This is a genomic window from Spiroplasma chrysopicola DF-1 (assembly GCF_000400935.1).
Lineage (GTDB): Bacteria > Bacillota_I > Bacilli_A > Mycoplasmatales > Mycoplasmataceae > Spiroplasma > Spiroplasma chrysopicola.
Genome location: NC_021280.1, coordinates 300,957 through 318,005, shown reverse-complemented (window position 1 = coordinate 318,005; position 17,049 = coordinate 300,957). Strand labels below are relative to the sequence as shown.

Here is a 17,049-nt window from a genome sequence, read left to right as displayed (position 1 = left end):
TAAATTTAAATAATTGCCTGAGCAAAAATACTATTAATAACGGTACTTGGTTTTTTATTATTAAATAAAATTGCGTAAAGAGCTTCAAATAATGGTAAATAAAGATTGTTTTCTCGCGCACTATGAACAACAGTTTTACAAGTTAATACTCCTTCAACTGTTGTTGAATGCCCTTCTAAAACTGTTTTTGCATCATCACTTTGTGCGATTTCTCATCCTAAATTAAAATTCCGTGATTTTGCCGAAGTAGCTGTTAAAATTAAGTCAGCTAAACCAGCAAAATTAATAAATGTTTCAATTTTAACTTTCTTTTGACTGGCAAAGATTTTTGTTTCATTTAAACCCATTGTAATTAATGAGGCTTTGGCATTATCTGAAGCATAAAGACCTGCTGCCATTCCGGCGGCAATTGCAACCGAGTTTTTTAAAGCTACCCCATATTCAGCTCCAACTACATCATTATCGGCAAAAACAATAAAGTATTCATTTCGAAATAAATCACGAACTTCTTTAGCAACGGCTAAATCTTCTGAAACAGCCATCATACAAGTTGGTTTTCGTTCTAACACTTCTTGGGCAATACTTGGACCATATAGCCCAGCATACGCACGCATAATTTTTGGATTGATGGTGCGATTAACTTCAACTGATAATACTTCATGGGTGTCTCAATCTAACCCTTTTGCAACATTAATAATTACAACTGGATGTTTAACAACTTCATTGATTTTGGCAATAATTGTTTTAATAGCAATAACAGGAATCCCTAAAATAATATAATCAGCACTTGCAACTGCCTCAGTAAAACTAGTTGTTGCTTTAATAGTTGCATTAATTTTTAAATCACGAAAGAAACGACTATTTAAGTGGTTATTATTAATATCGTTGACTTGTTCTTCTTCAATTCCAAACATTGTCACATGATGATCATTATCTGTTAAGACATTGGCCAAAACTGTCCCATAAGCTCCTGTTCCAATGATAGTAATATTTTTTGATTCATTTTTAAACATATTTTTTCCTCAATTCTTTATTTTCTTTTTCTAAATAGAATTTTAATTGGTATTCCTTCAAAGCCAAAGTGTTCCCGAATTTGGTTTTCAATAAAACGTTTATATGAAAAATGAAGATACTTTGGTTCGTTACAAAACATAATAAATGTTGGGATTGTTCCAACCGGCTGGGTAGCATAATAGATCTTTAAACGCCCTCCATTAAAATCTGGCGGAGGATTTAATAACTGGGCTTTAACTAAAATCTCATTTAAAACACTTGTCTTAACCCGAATTTTTAAGCCTTCATAGACTGTTTTAATTGTATCAAATAATTGGTTTAAACGTTTCTTTTCTAACGCTGAAACAAAAACCATTTTGGCATAGCTTAGATATTTAAAATAACCCCTGATGTGTTTTTCAATTTGGTTCATCGTTTGTGTTTCTTTATCAACAATTGCATCCCATTTATTTACAACTAAAATAATTGGTTTATTTTGTTCAAACGCCAAACCAGCAATATTCGTATCTTGATCAGTAATTGGAACGGTCCCATCAATAATGACTAAGACAACATCACTACGTTCAATCGCATTAACAGCTCTTAAGACACTATATTTTTCCAACTTTTCATACACTTTTCCCCGACGGCGAATTCCCGCAGTATCAATCACAGTATATTTTTCATGATTACGGGTAAAAGAAGTATCAATTGAATCAGTGGTTGTTCCGGCAATTGGAGAAACAATTACTCGTTCTTCTCCTAAAATAGCATTAACCAAGGATGATTTTCCCGCATTTGGACGGCCAATTAAAGAAAAATTAATTCCCGGTGGTTTTTCAACAACAGGAATTGCATCTAAATAAGAAATTACTTCATCTAATAAATCCCCAACACCAATTCCATGAGCGGCTGAAACAGGGATTGGTTCACCAAAACCTAAGGTCATATATTCATATAGTTCACTATCTTTTTCTTGTTTATCATACTTATTAACAGCTAAAATGATTGGTTTTTTACTTTTATAAAGTAATTTTGCAATCATTTGATCATCAGAAATTATCCCATCTTTATAAGAAACAACAAAAATGATCACATCTGCTTCTTCAATCGCAATTTCAGCTTGAACTTTAATTTGTTGCGCAAAAGGGGCTTTATGATCTAAGGTAATTCCACCGGTATCAATTATTAAAAATTCTCTTGTTAATCATTCTGAATATGAATAAATTCGATCCCGAGTTACCCCTGGGGTATCCTCAACAATTGAGAGGCGTTCGCGAATAATTCGATTAAATAAAGTTGATTTACCAACATTTGGTCGTCCTACAATTGCTACAGTTCCTTTTCGCGCCATTTAATTTCCTACTTTCTTAATAACTAAATTATAAATTGCTGTTACCGCTTGGTCAATTGTTTGAACAGAACTATCAATCACAATTGCATCAGGAGCAATTTGTAATGGTCCAACCGCACGATTTTCATCAGCATAATCCCGTAATCTTAATTTTTCTTGGATGTCACTTAAATCATTGGGACTAATTCCATTAGCTGCATTTTGTTTTCATCGTCGTTCAGCCCGAACTTTTAAATTAGCTGTTAAATAAATTTTAACATCGGCCGTTGGCAAGACAACAGTTGTTGTATCACGACCAACCATTACAACACCCTTATCATTACTTAAAGATTGTTGTAACTTTACCATCGCTTCACGCACAAAGTCAAGGCCGGTTATTTTATTAATATTATCAATAATATCTGTCTTTTGTAATTTATTTGTAACATCTTCATCATTAACAAAAACATTAGCACCAACAACTTGATATTTAAATGTTACTAATTGGCTTTTAATAGCTGTTTGATCTGCAAAATTAATCTGGTTTTTTAAACATCAATAAGTAAAACCACGATATGTTAAACCGGTATCAACAAATTGATAACCTAATTTTTCCGCTAATTTTTCAGCAACTGTTGATTTACCACTTCCTGCTGGTCCATCAATCGCAATATTTATTTTCATTATTTTGTTTCCCCCCTACAATAGAAAAAATAATCCCAAAATTATTGCTAATAAAACAATTAAACTACAAATTGTTCCTAACAAAATTTTATATTTTGGCTTTACTTTCCGATATGCTGTTAATAAGACATTATGTTTTTCTTCAATGATGTTATTAACATCTTTTAGCATTATATTAACTGGTCGTTCGTCATTTTTACGCATTTGCGCTACAACAGCAAAATCAATATTTGATGAATTAATTTTAAAAGTACTATTTTCTTGGCGAATTTGCTCTAATGAACTACGATAAACAATTTTATCTTCTAAAATTGCTTCTAAAATTGCTTGATATTTTTGAAATGTTGGCTTATTTAATAATGTTTCTGAAATTAAAATATTATGCATAACATCTGTTGCTTCTTGATTAACAGCTGGTTTAATTGTTGCATTAATATTTGTTGCCCTTTGCACTTGTTCTAATAAGTTCTGTAAATCATACTTAAAATTTGGTGGGTATGGTTGTTCATCGGGATTTTTATCAAGATAAACTTTTTCTCAATTAAATTCTTGTTCAAAAGCTGATTTAACATTAACAAAAAAACTATTATCAATTAAATTTAATTTATTCATATAATTTGTAATAACTTGATTAGCTTGATTAATTTCTTGATCTAATTCAATTTCTTTTTTGATTCGTTCCCGTAATTGATAAAATTTTTCAATTCTTGTTTCCACTAAAATACCCCTCACCTTTTAAACTACATTAAAATTATATATTATTCTCAATATTTTTGATATTATTTATATACAATAAAAATAATTGAGGTGAAAAAAATGGCAGAGCGTAATATTTCAAAAAAAAGAACATATGTTAATACCGATTTATGTATTGCTTGTGGTAGTTGTGTAATGATTGATGATAGTGAGACTTTTTTTATGGACGACGATGGTTTTGCAAATACCAAAGATAATGATTTAGAAATTGTTGAAGCACAAATGGTTTGTCCAACTGCCGCAATTTTTATTAAAACATTAGAAGAATTTAAAGAAAATCGAAAAAGTAGTGCTGATGATCAATAAAAAAGTTTAGAATCTTATTTCTAAACTTTTTTATTACTAAATTTAGTAATTATTATCTTGACGATCAAAATTCGTTTTATTTTTAGTAATATAAGTTGCTAAAATTTCTTCTTCGCTAAAATCTAATTTTTCAGCAATTTGGAAATAACTTGTCAAAACTTTAAAATAATTGGCTTCGGTTGGTTTTTTAACCAATTTTGGAAAAACAACAAAACAGTTTAAATATAAATCGATTAAACTAACTTCCTTGTTGGGTTTTAACCCTTGATAGTGATACTTATGATACTGGACTTGTAAGGTATTACCCAAACTTATTAAAAAGTGGATACCATCAATAAATTCTTCTAATAAGACTGTTTTTTCTGAAGATGGTTTTTTACTTCAGTATTTAAATTCGCGTTGTTCATTAATAAACTCTCCTAATTCAATTAAAAAAGCCAATAATCTTTTTTGAAATGTCGCTTGCGCAGTTAATTGATACTTTTCTAAAATATAATTATCTAATTTATGTTGATTTGTTGCTAAAAACATTAAGTTCTCTAATTTAATCATTTGTTAAAAATCCTTTCCGGTGCGAATCTGCACCAATACTTCTTTTGCTCCAGGAACATTATTATAATGTTCACTTACTTCATCCGTTAACGCCGCTAAAATCCGTTCGGAAGCAAACGGATCGCGGGGATCATAAACTCAGGCATTATTAAAAATTTCAGCAGCATTTTCATTACTATTTGTTCCAATTAGAATCGCGTGGAAACGATTACGCCTTTGTTTTAATTGCTCCACTTTAGCGGCAACTTGTTCAGATAATTCACCTGTCATAAAATCACTAATAACTAGTAAATCAGCGTTAAAATATTGATTGGTTTCCATGACATCCAAAGCATGAATAAGAGCGGGGTCTAAATCAGTATCGCTCTTAAAGCTTTTCGCCAAAAATTCAACTAAGTCGGAAATTGAGTTTTTTAAATGCGATAAATCATAGGCATCAATTGACTTTGAGAAATTAATCATATAACATGGCCTTTTATCTTGACCCGCTATTTTAACAATTGCTAAAGCTAATGCTTTAGCAATTTGTTCAGGGCTTCCTTGCATTGATGAAGAAGTGTCAATTGATAAAATAATTGGCCCCTTTTCTTCGGGAACACGGGTTTTAACCGTTTCTAACTTGATTTGTTCAATTGGGACTTGATCTTGGGAAATAAATTCAAATGTTGTTAATTTTCCCTCAATAAATTTTTTGTAAAAAATATATTTTAAGACCGGATCACGTAAAAAGACTAATTCAGCGGGGAATAAGTGTTCTAAATCTTTTGATTCTGTCGCCCCAATTATTTCTTCTGGGGATGAACCAATTGGTTGTCATTCAAAATCCATTACAATTTGGTCAAGAATTCGTTCCTCAATTAACTTGCTTTCCCCTTGGTAGCGTCCTAATAAAGTCGCAATTTCCATAATTGCGGGATTAGTTTCTAAAAAGAGCGCAAACTTCTCAATTGCCGCCATATCAACCCCTTTTTTTAAAATTCTTTCGGGGTCTCATAATTTACCAAAGAAATTTCAAGTTGTTTTTAATAATTTATTTGATTTGTTCATGATTTCCAGGCGATTATATAATTGCTGGGAAAACTTTGTCCGGATTTCTTCAATTTTAGCAAAGCGATAATCAATTAAACGCTTAATTAAGATATTTTCTCACGTACTAATAAAATCACGAAATAATAACTTTGGGTTACTATTTTCTTTATTAAATTCATAACGATAAAAATTTAGGCGATCATAAAATGGTGAATTAACCTTGAATAAAAAATCTTGTGTTTTAGGATAGTTTTGTTTTAATCCTTCATAACCATTAACTTTAATTCAATTAAAAAGATAAATTTCTTTTTCCATCGTTGGGGGTAAAGGAATTTTTGCTAACTCATTTTCTAATTCTTTATCATAAAAATTATTGACAGAATCATTATATAAATCAGCTAATCAACGATTTGATTTAGTTTTTAAAACAATTGTTGGATTTTTTAAATCCTCTTGCTTTAAATCATCAAGTTTTTTCGCCAATTTTTCCATTGTTTTATGTTCTAAATAATTTTGCATGTTAACTCCCCTTTAGTAACTGGGCTTAATGACCTTGTTCTTCATTAATAAAACTCAAGTTTTCATCACTAAAAGCATTATTGACTGCTAAATAATAACGATTATTAAAGAATATGCAACTTAACGATAACAAGCGTTCTTTTTCATCGGGGAACGCTGTTCCTAAGCGGTTAATTTCTTGCTCAACTGTTAAAATTCGGTTTTCCAATTGGCTAACTGATTCATCTACTTTTAAGTTTTTAACTTCAACTGTGACATTTTCCTCAGTTTTTAAAATTTTTAAGGTGCGATCATTAACATAAGATACTTCCGTTTGTAAAACATCTTGCATATTATCTAAGTCTTCCCCATAGTAAAATTCAACAATTGTTGCTTGTCCTTTATTTTGGCGTGCGTCAATTAAATCCTCAACACGAATAAAGCAAATTGGTTTTGTAACATCTTTTCATAAAATCCGGTGGAAAGTTCCTTGCAGTTTACCATCAAAAACATCATAATATTCACTTTTATTACTAATTGCTTCTTGTAAATTATCATATTGTTGTGATAATTCTTCTAACTCGCGGTTTAAGCGATTCTTTTTATCCCGGACGTCAAATGTTAAAGCATCTAAATAAAACTCATTAAAAATCGCATTATATGCTTCTTCTTGTTGTTCATCATCTCAAATACAGTATGGGATAACAACTCAATCAGGTTTATCAACAACACTACGACCATTATAATAGGCTGATGCTTTCATTAATTGCGCAATCTTTTTTCATCGACGATCTGAAATGTAATATGTTCCTTCTGTTGCTAAATACATTGCTTTTCGGAAACGGGCAATAAAATCAAAGGTTGCTTGACTAAATTGAACTTTATTAATTTCTGTTCGTCATATATCATATTCGTCATGTTTAATTTGTAAAGCTTCATCAACTTCAACATCTAAATCCGTTACCCCAGCTAACATATGGTTAAAATTATCAGTATCTTCTAGCCCATGGGCAATGTAACGAATAATAAAACGGTCATATAAGGTTTCTAATCCCTGACCTTCGGCTGGTAATTCGTTTGATGCTGAAATTAATAGTTTCATTGGTACTTTCATATCAACCCCAGCATTACGGAAAATCTTTTCATTAATAATAGTTAACAAGGTATTTTGGATTGATGGCCCAGCTTTTCAAATTTCATCTAAAAAAACAATTTCCGCTGTTGGCAGATATCTATCAATTAATCGTCTATAAACTCCGCGTTGTAAATCTTCAATTGAAATTGGCCCAAAAATTTCTTCTGGGGTTGAAAAACGGTTCATTAAATATTCAAAAATGGTTCCATTTTTAAAAGCAAATTTTAAGCGTCGTGCCACTAAAGACTTCGCAATCCCTGGTTTTCCTAATAAAAAAATTGATTCTCCACTTAACATTGCTAATAATGCTAAACGAAAAATTTCATCTTTTTCATAGACATCTTTCTGTAACTGTTGTAGTAGATTTTCTAACCGTTCTGTCAATTTCATTTTATCTCTCCTTATACTTCCAAGCTAATTTTGCGTTTAATATCATCTGATTTAACAATTAATAAACACGCCCCGACAATTCATAGGGAAGTAATTGCTAAAACAACCGCCATAAAAACAAATAATCAAATACTAATTGATTCAAGGCCGGAAATTTGTTTAATACTTCCTAAAATTAATAATACTGCACAAATTATTTCAATAAAGAAAAAATACAAGATTGCTAAAACAATGTAAGTAATAGCTCAGCCATAAATTCCTCCCGCTGTTCGGACAATTGCCATTGGGATAAAATATAATAACCCAAAAACCAAGGTAATAAATAAGAACCCAAATGTTAAAAGATCACGAACATAAATTGTCCCAAACACTTTAATATCAGGATTAATCATTCCCCCTAATACAAGGACAATAACTTTTTGACCAATAAAATAAGCGAGGGTGATTGCTAATAACTGGGCAATAATAATAAAAGCCCGGCCAACTTTTTCAAGGGGACTACTTCAATACATTTTTCGTTGGGAAAAATCATTATGCTGAATTGGTGAAACGAATTTAAAGCGTTTTTCCTCTTCAGGAGCCAATTGAGCCATTTCATCTTCAATTTTTTTCCGTTCAGACGCTGTATTAATTAATTCCAAATCTGGAAAATCACTACCATATGTCGGTTTTTGTTTCATCTCTATCCCTCTTTATCATTGGTATAATTGTAGCATTTTTTTAATAAATTAGGCAAGTATAAATTTAGTTTACAATAAATCCTTTTTTAATATAGCCCCTGAATCATTTTGATCCCTCATGAATTATTTCGATTCGTAATCAATATTGCCCAGCAGTTTCAAAGGTTTCACGAAATAATCTTTGCCCATTAGCATCAGTGACATAAATATCAAAATTTTGATTATCTATTGATCCAAAATTATTTTCATTTAAAACAGATAGTAATTGGCTTTTTGCCACATTAATAACCCCTGCTAACGAGCTATTGATAGTTTGATTACTAGGGGTAATTCGATTACCAGCTAAGGCATCTAAATCAATTGATTGAACATTTAAGTTAAAGGATGCCAATCCGGTTACTAAATTATCACCCCCACTGGCACGAATAGTAATTTGATGGGTTCCAGCAGTTAAATTAAGATTATTTGTTGTGATTCCCTCAATTGTAAAATCATTTTGGTTTAAAGCTAAGCCAGCATTATGGGCTTTTGTTAAAATCTCATTTTTAATCCGATTATAAATCTCTTGTTCTTTATCCCGTGTTGTTAGTGACAATGATGATAAACTAATCGCTGAAATTGGTGCTTGGGCTACAACAACCGGATTAGAAGTAACTGTTCCTTGAAAACTAAGAGAACTATTCAAAGCTGTTATTTGTCCTTGATATTGCCCAACTTTTAAATTATTGCCATTAGTTCGTCCTGTTGTTTTATCAACTAATCCCGTTGTGAAGTCTTTACCTTGTTGTAGTGGTTTTTCATTATTATGACCTTGGGAATTATTGTTAATTCATTGTTGTGCTTTTTCAAGAAATAAACTACTATAATTATTTTTCAAACTATTAATTGAATCTAATGTTGTATATTGGCGCGTTAAATTTAAATCATTTTGAAAAACTTGCAGATTATTCTTTGCCGTTCCAATTGGGTCTTTAACTAGTCAATTATTTACTTTAAATTTATTGGTAATATTAGCTTGGGTTGGCTTTGTAAAAGTAACTTTAACACTAATTTCGGGGAAAGCAAAAACTTTATCTTGATAATAAACGCTTGAATTTCCGCGCTCTGTTCCATTAACAATTGGCTTTCAACTTGTCGTTGTTCCCCCAATTACTGTTTCATTTGAACTTCAGCCAACTTTAACACTTTGAATAATATTATTCGCAATAATATGATTGTTATTTAACTTACGAACAATAAAATTTTTAACATTATTTTGAATAATAGCTTGTTGTTGATTTAATTTTGTATTAACATCTTCAACCCTATCCTGATAAGTAATTTTTTGCATTGCGGGAATTAAATCAGCGCCAAGATTATAATCAGCAAAATTAATTGAGCGATCAGCATAACTTTGTTGGTCATAATAAATTGTTGTTACTGGACGAACAATATTATTATTGCCCCCGGCATTAATATTTAAGAATTTAATTTCCACTTGGTTACGGAAAATTTGGTGTTCAGTCCCTCACATATACTGCTGATAACCAGCTGCGCCTTGCTGATAATTAATATTATCGGCAATATTATCAGAGTTAATTCCTAATTCTTTAATATAACCCTGGTAAGAATTGACGCGGGCATTAATCATTTGATTTGTTAAAAAATTTCAATTTGTTGTTTTATCATATAGGTCATAATTACCAACATTACTAAAACGGGGCATTCCAATCCCTAACGCTTGATAAACAGCATTAATTGTGCTATAACCAGGACTATGATTGTTAAAAAGACTGGCCCCAAAAGCATCTAAAGTTGTAAAATGACGAGAATCGTATTTAATATTTAGATTTTGATCACTAGCATTTGGATTAGCACCGATTTTCGCAAAAGCTTCATTATTTTTATTTTTAATTTCTTCATTAAAGATAATTTTATTTGGAGCATTATTATCTCGAATTGAATAGTATTGCTGTAAAGTCTTATCTAATAGTTCATTATTATTTGTTTGCAAACTGATTGCACCACTACTAATAAAATTTTTAACTTCTTGATTATTAATTAAAAATAATAATTGCGGTACCGTTAACGGGTTACCCCCTGCTCCTAGTCGCGAATTATATGAAAAATCATAGGTTTTATAAAAATCTAGATAATTACCACCTTGATCTTTTCCGACCAATTCTAAAGCAAAACGAACTTGATATGAAAATAAACCAGCAGTTAAATCAAGGGGATGAAAAGAAACTTCACCATATTTATCATCGCCATTATCATATGGATAAGCTAAAATTTTTGGTTTTAACTCTAATTTATATTTTTGGTTTTTATAGATAACTTGAGTTCCCGATAATTCTGCTCCTGTCCCATTTAGCATTTCATTAACAGCACTATAATTATTTAAAATTCATTCTTCCTCAGCAAATAAATTACGAATTAAATCACTGTCTAGTTTATTACTATATGAAGTTAAACTACTTTTTTCAGGAACAGTAAAATGAAGATAAGATTTTAAATTATCCGGATTAACTGTCCCATTGGCATTAAGTAATGGTTTTGACAGGTGCTTATTAATTTCATTGGCAATTTTATTATCTAATGGAATGGCATTTGCTCATGGATCTTTATCATAAAATGAAGATTCAACCACAATAGCATAAATAATTCCCCCAATTGCCCCTAAAATAATAATTGTTGCCAAAGAAATCATAATTTTTAAATTAGTTTTACGCCGTGAATGGTTTGTTAGCGGTTTTGGTTGCTGTTGACTTGTCATTTGCACTTCTCCTAATTAAAAATTAATGTTCTTGTTCTGGTTCTTCTTCGGTTCAAACATGTTTTTGACGTAAAACATGATTTTTTTGATTTGCTTGTTCGTTTAAACTATGTTTATCATGTTGATGCTTAATAACTTCCGCTTGATAGAGCACTTGGCGACGACGTTCTAATTCTTCCAATTTTGCTTCATTTGCTTGAAATAATTTTTCTTCGGCCAAATATTCAAACCCTTTGCGCATTTTCCATTGCTTTTTAACTTCCCGTCAAAGTAAAAAATACATCACAAAAGTAATTAAACAACAAAGCGGTAAAATAGTAACAGCTGTTAGAAAGTATTGATTAAAATTGTGATAAATTATTGCAAAAGATGCTAAAAGACTAAATGTTAAAACATAATAAGAAAAGTTAAAAATTGTTGCTAAAATAATTCACGGTTTAACACTTTCAGCCCGGCGAACTTTAATTGCTGGAATTCCAATAAAAACAAAAAAGAAAATCCCAACAATAAGACCACAGCAGCCCCCAATAATATAATTTATTTTATAAGTCCCATGATTCATCGCTCCAATAACATCTTGTAAATGATTATACGCCATTGCACAACCCCCGGCAACAAAGTAACCCATTATCATTGCTAAAAAAGCAAACGCAAAAATGAGTAAGCGCGCAATAATTTCTGTTTTAGTATTTCATTGGAGCGCTAATCCTGCGCGTTTATCTGCTACTTTTCCAATCATTGTTTTCTTTCTCCTTTGTTATTTTCTTAGTTCACGAATTTGTTCAGCAATTTTATTTTCAACATCGCGATAATATTTTTTATTATTATTGATAAGTGATCAGCATCCTAATGTAAAACACAAACTCGCCAATCCTGTTAGGCCTAAAAGAATAATTTTTGTAATCATCGTATCACTAATAACTGGGTTATTTAACTGTAAATAGATTAGTTGGGCAATCCCCATCGCAATGACTATTCCATTATTAATTGTACCTATTATCAAAATAATTTTAGTTCAAATCCGGACAGTTCTAATTGTTCGGGTTAAAAACATCGGTAACATTGTTAAGAAAAAAATTGAAACTCAAGCAATAACGAAAATTACAACTAATAAGATAACAATTCATGAGTTTTGGATAATTAAATCCCCACCAAAGCCACCAGCCAAGCCTTGTAATAAAGCAAGAATTGATTGGGCCGCAATTTGGGCTAATGACTGGACATAAATTAAAGCTGGGATTAAAATCAGGAGTTGACTAAAAATGATAAAAAAGCGGGCACTAATTTCTCATTTACTTTGAAAATAATAACTAGTAGCTTCAACATCATAAAAATATGGTAATTTTTGGTTCACTCCCCGTTGCTTTAAATTATAGGTTCCTAAATTTCTGACTGCGCGATTAGGAATTGGTTGTTCCATTTTTTTCAAGTGATTAGGGCGGTTATCTTCAACAAATTCAATATGATGATTAATTACACCATCCTTTTGCTTATTTTTATCCTCTTTTTGTCCTCGTGCCATTTTTATACCTCCTCATCAGCTAAATTATTTTTAAATAAAATACTAGTGGTAAGTGCTTTATTTAAACGATGTTGTTGCTGTAAAGCTGATGTTCATAATAATAAACTACCAATAAAAACTAAAATTACTGTTCCACCAGCTAAAATTATTCCTGGTAAATTAAATTTAACAGGTAAATAAAAATAACAAAAAATACTTAAAACTAGTAAAAGGACAGTAAATAAAATACCAATTGTATTATAGATAATTCCAACTCTTTTAACCAATTTAATGTTGCGAACAATTAAGGTTGGAATCACAAATACTAGCGAGAAAATTACACCACATGATGCAATCACAACAGTAATTGCACGAAAAGCGCCATCAGCAATCCCAAATTCATTAAAAATAGCTGGAATTGGTAATTTACTAGCAGCTAGGGCTCCAAATGAGGCGGAGATAATAATAATAACACCTAGCATTAATAACTGCGAAAAAAGAATACAAAAGCGGCCAATTATTTCACCACCATTGCTAAAATACATTCTCGTTAGCGCTGGATTATGCGTTGAATCAATTGTTGATATTTTTACTCCTTGTTTTTTTACCATATTTTACCTCATTTTAATTATAGGATGATTATAACATTTTATCTGTAAATAACCATTAAAATAATAGCGCATTATTTAGGAAAATAAAAAAAATCTTATTTTAAATAAGATTTTTTTTATTTAATAACTTTTAACACTCCTGTTAATCTGACCTCAACATCTTTTTCAATATTTGCTTCAGGTTTTGAAATAATAACTGCATCATAGTCAACTGGTAAATCTAATAAATTTGAACGATTAATAGCCTTTTGAATATCATCATAATTAATATCATATTTTGAACGGTCATTTGAGACTTGAGCATTTTTTCATTCTTGTTCATTAATTAAAATACTTCAAAGTTTATCAAGAACTTTTTCTTGATCTTTAATTTCATCAACTGATAAATTTAACCGTTCAGTTAAATTAATGCGTTCAAAAAAGCCAAGACTTAACAATTTAACATTAACTGTTAAATCACCTCTAAAACGTCTATCAGAATTATTATTAATTGCTTTTAAAGTAAAAGTTTGTCACAAGCCTAATTCTGGTCAGTTATTTAAAATATCTGTTTTTCAACTACTAATATTAAAAATGTTAAAATCTGGTAACAATGGTAAATTATAATCATTTAATAAAACTAAGGTTTTATTTCAAATTTCGTTAATAATTTGATCAATATTAGATTTATCTTTTAAGGTAATTTCTATTTCTATTGGTCCAATAGAATCTGTTGGCATTGCAATAGCATCTTTATTAATTTTACCGATAATATGAATTAAACTAAAATCACCTTGATTTGGTTTTGGTTTGGCTAAAATATTAAAAGAGGTTGAATCTCCAAAACTTGGTTCTTTGATTTGCTCTCAGGCAATATCATAATTTTGATATTGATCAGAAAACTTAAAGTTATTAACTCCATCCATCTTATCTTTAACAGCACTTCAAATTGCTTGTTCAAAATTTGGTACATTATTAACGGCTGGTAATGAAACTTCAATGTCAGCTTGGTATCAAACTCAATTAAAAGTAACAGTAATTTCCCCACTATATGTTACCCCTGGTTTATTAGCGTTATCATTGCATTTTAAAACTCAACTTGTGTTGGCCAATTTATTTTCTGGTGGAAAGGTAATTTTTGAAAAGTCATAAGCACTTTTATCCGTTGGGGCATCTTTTTCTAAGCCTTTTTCTAGCACTCGCTCTCAGATAAAAATGTCCAATCCTTGACCAGAATTATATTGATATTCTGTCACATCAAAATACTCAGAACCTAAATTTACCTCTTGAGTAATATCAAAAGTTGCTTCCTTAACAATTGTAAAACGAATTGTAATCACACCAGTATAGCGAATCAAGGGATCATCACGGAAAGTTAAGACAAGATAGCCATCCCTCTTTTGACCATTAGCAGTTGGATATTCATTATTTTTTTGGTCAGTAATATCTAGAATGTTTAAACTAATATCATCTTTAAGTCGTCCTTCTTTAATCGCAGCGGATAAGATTAATTGATTAATATCGGTTCCTGCATTTTTTACTTTAACAATATCAGTTAATTTAAAATCAGTGGTAGCATTAGTTTTACCTTGATTAATTGAAGTACTATCTTCACCCCCACAAGCAACAACTGCACTTGCTGTTGAACCAGTTACCACAATGCTTGTTAAAAAACCTAATAATTTTTTCATAATCTCACCTCTTTTCGATTGAATAATAAAATATAGATATATTATATCTGATAATTTACTTAGAATAAATAGTATTAAAGCGGAAAGTGATTGTTTGCAAATTTGGTGGTAATTGCCCTGTTCGTGCTGTAATTCGAATGTCTAATGCCGTATAATCTTGATAATCATCAACATTGTGGTCAATAACAGCTTGCGCTCAATTATTAAAATTCCCAATCCCTGAATGTGTTTTATTAACAGGAACAATTTTAATATCATACTCATTTGTAAAGGCTGTTGTATAACTGCCTTTTGTCATCCCAGCTAAAATATCTAATTTTGGCTTAGTAACTTGATTTAAATTACTTGCAAATTGCCATGTTTGATTGACTAGTTGTTCTTTAATAGCATTGCTAAGCTCATTTGAACTAGTAAAATTTTGTTGTAAATTAATTGTATTTAACTTCTCACTATTATATAAATTACTACTTCAGTAATTAACAAATAATTCATTGCGTTTACGAAGATCATTAATAGCATATTTCGTATTTTCGGTTGTTGTTGCTAAATTTGTCACATAATGTAAATTAGGTTGGTTAATTGTAATATAATTTTGTTCTTTTGGTTTATTTGCAAAAACATCAATCACTAAATCTTGTGGTTCTTGTATTTTTCGTTTATACATTTGATAATTTTTATCCTCAAACCGTGCATGGGTTTGGAATGGTAAGACATTTCATTTAAATAACCATTTATTTTCTGTTGAATTTGGTTTGGCTAAAATATCATTTCCAATTCGAATAATTGCATCGCGTAATGACTCTTTACCATCTAAAATTTCCGCAATGTATTTTTTTAAATTAACCCCAAAAATATGTTGTAAAGTCTCCCCTTCTGGTAAAAACATAAAGTAAAATTCTTCTGGCTTTGTTAAATCTAATTTTTTTGGTTTAATTAACTGATATCAGTCTTTTCAATCACTAGGGACATTTTCAACAGGTAAGGCTAGTCCCGGATTGCTTGATGTTTCAATAACATTTTTTAAAAAAACTAATAACTGAGCAATATATTTTTCTTTAATATCAATTTTTAGACTTTTTAACTTTGTTTTTTGAAGATACTGTTCAAGGGGAGAAATCTTGGTCTGATTATTTGATTCACTAAAAACGGTATCAATATCAAACATATAATTATAACTATTTAAATTAGTTGGGAGATTTTCAATTACTTGGTCTTTTGTGTTAACTGATGAAATAACAAAATTACTGTAGGGATTAAAATTACCAACAAATTCTTTGTCATCACCCTTATTAGCATTATAAAACTTATCAAAATACTCCCCATAACTTTGATAAACTTTATCGGCAAAATTCAGCGGATTAGTACTTTCCCCCGCTAACATTAAACCATTAGCTTGGTCACCAACAATATTAGTTTGATTTTCTCAAATAACATTATCACCAAGATTTTTATGCATTGAATTACCTAATTTAAATTCAAAAAAGTTCGATAAAAACGATTCCATTCCAACAAACATTGTTGGCATTAAAATTAATTGTGATTGTAATTCACCATTATATTTAATTTCTAAATTTAATAAATTATTAATTATATTAAACTTATTATTTTGAACATCACTTAATCCTAAAGTTTTACTCCGAAGTGCGTTAGTATAGATGTTAACAATTTCAATTTTTCCGGGCTCAGGATATTTATCTTTATAAAAAAAGCTTTTACTAATATATGCCTCAGGGGCTGTTTCAAAAATAAAATTATAGGCATATTCTAGGCGCAATGAAGTTGATTTAACAGCCATACGCTCAGACAGTTTATTATTTAGGTCACTTTTAATAACTTGTTTTTCAAATTTTGGTTGATTAAGCGGGTTATCACGTAAAGGCGTATAGGCAAAGTCAACTTGAAAATATTCGCCTTTATTTAAATTTGGCAATGTTCCATCAGTCTCAATTCCCCCATAACTTAAAACTTCCGATAAAAATCAAGCTGCTAAATAGGTCATTGGAATTAAAGCCCCTAAATATAGGGCCGCACAACAAGCAATAATGATACTTTTGCGTTTTGAATGAACGCTAACTTGCTTTGTTATTTTGTTAATATTACTTCAAGTTCCGTGATTCTTGCCCTTATTTTTTGCCATTAATATCCCACCTTTGAAT

Annotated in this window: 15 protein-coding genes; 1 reads left to right on the top strand and 14 read right to left on the bottom strand. The window is 30.4% G+C overall.

Annotated elements, in window-relative coordinates:
• Positions 1–5 precede the first annotated feature (5 nt).
• From SCHRY_RS01485 to SCHRY_RS01470, 4 genes are read right to left on the bottom strand one after another with little or no spacing between them, the layout of a single operon-like run.
• Positions 6–1,013, bottom strand: coding sequence for an NAD(P)H-dependent glycerol-3-phosphate dehydrogenase (locus SCHRY_RS01485; protein ID WP_016338704.1), 1,008 nt, complete (start codon positions 1,011–1,013; stop codon positions 6–8).
• A gap of 17 nt (positions 1,014–1,030) precedes the next feature.
• Positions 1,031–2,347, bottom strand: a complete 1,317-nt coding sequence (gene der / locus SCHRY_RS01480; protein WP_016338703.1) for a ribosome biogenesis GTPase Der — start codon at positions 2,345–2,347, stop codon at positions 1,031–1,033.
• Positions 2,348–3,010 (bottom strand): (d)CMP kinase, encoded by a 663-nt coding sequence (gene cmk, locus SCHRY_RS01475; protein WP_016338702.1) that lies wholly within the window; start codon positions 3,008–3,010, stop codon positions 2,348–2,350. It lies immediately after the preceding gene.
• Between the two features lie 15 nt (positions 3,011–3,025).
• Entirely contained in the window at positions 3,026–3,727 is a 702-nt protein-coding gene (locus tag SCHRY_RS01470; RefSeq protein WP_016338701.1) for a hypothetical protein, read from the bottom strand.
• 99 nt (positions 3,728–3,826) lie between these two features.
• Between SCHRY_RS01470 and SCHRY_RS01465 the strand changes: the two genes are divergently transcribed.
• Positions 3,827–4,072, top strand: coding sequence for a ferredoxin (locus SCHRY_RS01465; protein WP_016338700.1), 246 nt, complete (start codon positions 3,827–3,829; stop codon positions 4,070–4,072).
• Between the two features lie 42 nt (positions 4,073–4,114).
• Here SCHRY_RS01465 and SCHRY_RS01460 read toward each other — a convergent pair whose 3' ends face one another.
• The 10 genes from SCHRY_RS01460 to SCHRY_RS01415 form a co-directional block, all read right to left on the bottom strand.
• Complete coding sequence (locus SCHRY_RS01460; RefSeq protein WP_016338699.1) at positions 4,115–4,624, bottom strand: dUTP diphosphatase; 510 nt, start codon at positions 4,622–4,624, stop codon at positions 4,115–4,117.
• A 3-nt stretch (positions 4,625–4,627) separates the two neighbouring features.
• Positions 4,628–6,172 (bottom strand): vWA domain-containing protein, encoded by a 1,545-nt coding sequence (locus tag SCHRY_RS01455; RefSeq protein WP_016338698.1) that lies wholly within the window; start codon positions 6,170–6,172, stop codon positions 4,628–4,630.
• A 25-nt stretch (positions 6,173–6,197) separates the two neighbouring features.
• Positions 6,198–7,676: an AAA family ATPase gene (locus SCHRY_RS01450; protein WP_016338697.1), complete on the bottom strand. Its 1,479-nt coding sequence runs from the start codon at positions 7,674–7,676 to the stop codon at positions 6,198–6,200.
• A gap of 11 nt (positions 7,677–7,687) precedes the next feature.
• A complete protein-coding gene (locus tag SCHRY_RS01445) occupies positions 7,688–8,356 on the bottom strand; it encodes a hypothetical protein (RefSeq protein ID WP_016338696.1) in 669 nt (222 codons plus the stop codon).
• A gap of 64 nt (positions 8,357–8,420) precedes the next feature.
• Positions 8,421–11,111 carry a hypothetical protein gene (locus SCHRY_RS01440; protein ID WP_016338695.1) on the bottom strand — a complete coding sequence of 897 codons (2,691 nt, stop codon included), beginning with the start codon at positions 11,109–11,111 and terminating at the stop codon, positions 8,421–8,423.
• A 22-nt stretch (positions 11,112–11,133) separates the two neighbouring features.
• On the bottom strand, positions 11,134–11,850 hold the full coding sequence (locus tag SCHRY_RS01435; protein ID WP_016338694.1) for a hypothetical protein: 717 nt from the start codon (positions 11,848–11,850) through the stop codon (positions 11,134–11,136).
• Positions 11,851–11,868: 18 nt separating this feature from the next.
• Entirely contained in the window at positions 11,869–12,633 is a 765-nt protein-coding gene (locus tag SCHRY_RS01430) for a hypothetical protein (protein ID WP_016338693.1), read from the bottom strand.
• Positions 12,634–12,635: 2 nt separating this feature from the next.
• The gene (locus SCHRY_RS01425) at positions 12,636–13,223 is read right to left on the bottom strand and encodes a hypothetical protein (RefSeq protein ID WP_016338692.1); all 588 of its coding nucleotides are present in this window, start codon (positions 13,221–13,223) and stop codon (positions 12,636–12,638) included.
• A gap of 116 nt (positions 13,224–13,339) precedes the next feature.
• Positions 13,340–14,893 carry a lipoprotein gene (locus SCHRY_RS01420; protein ID WP_016338691.1) on the bottom strand — a complete coding sequence of 518 codons (1,554 nt, stop codon included), beginning with the start codon at positions 14,891–14,893 and terminating at the stop codon, positions 13,340–13,342.
• A 55-nt stretch (positions 14,894–14,948) separates the two neighbouring features.
• Positions 14,949–17,030 (bottom strand): hypothetical protein, encoded by a 2,082-nt coding sequence (locus SCHRY_RS01415; protein WP_016338690.1) that lies wholly within the window; start codon positions 17,028–17,030, stop codon positions 14,949–14,951.
• Positions 17,031–17,049: the final 19 nt, after the last annotated feature.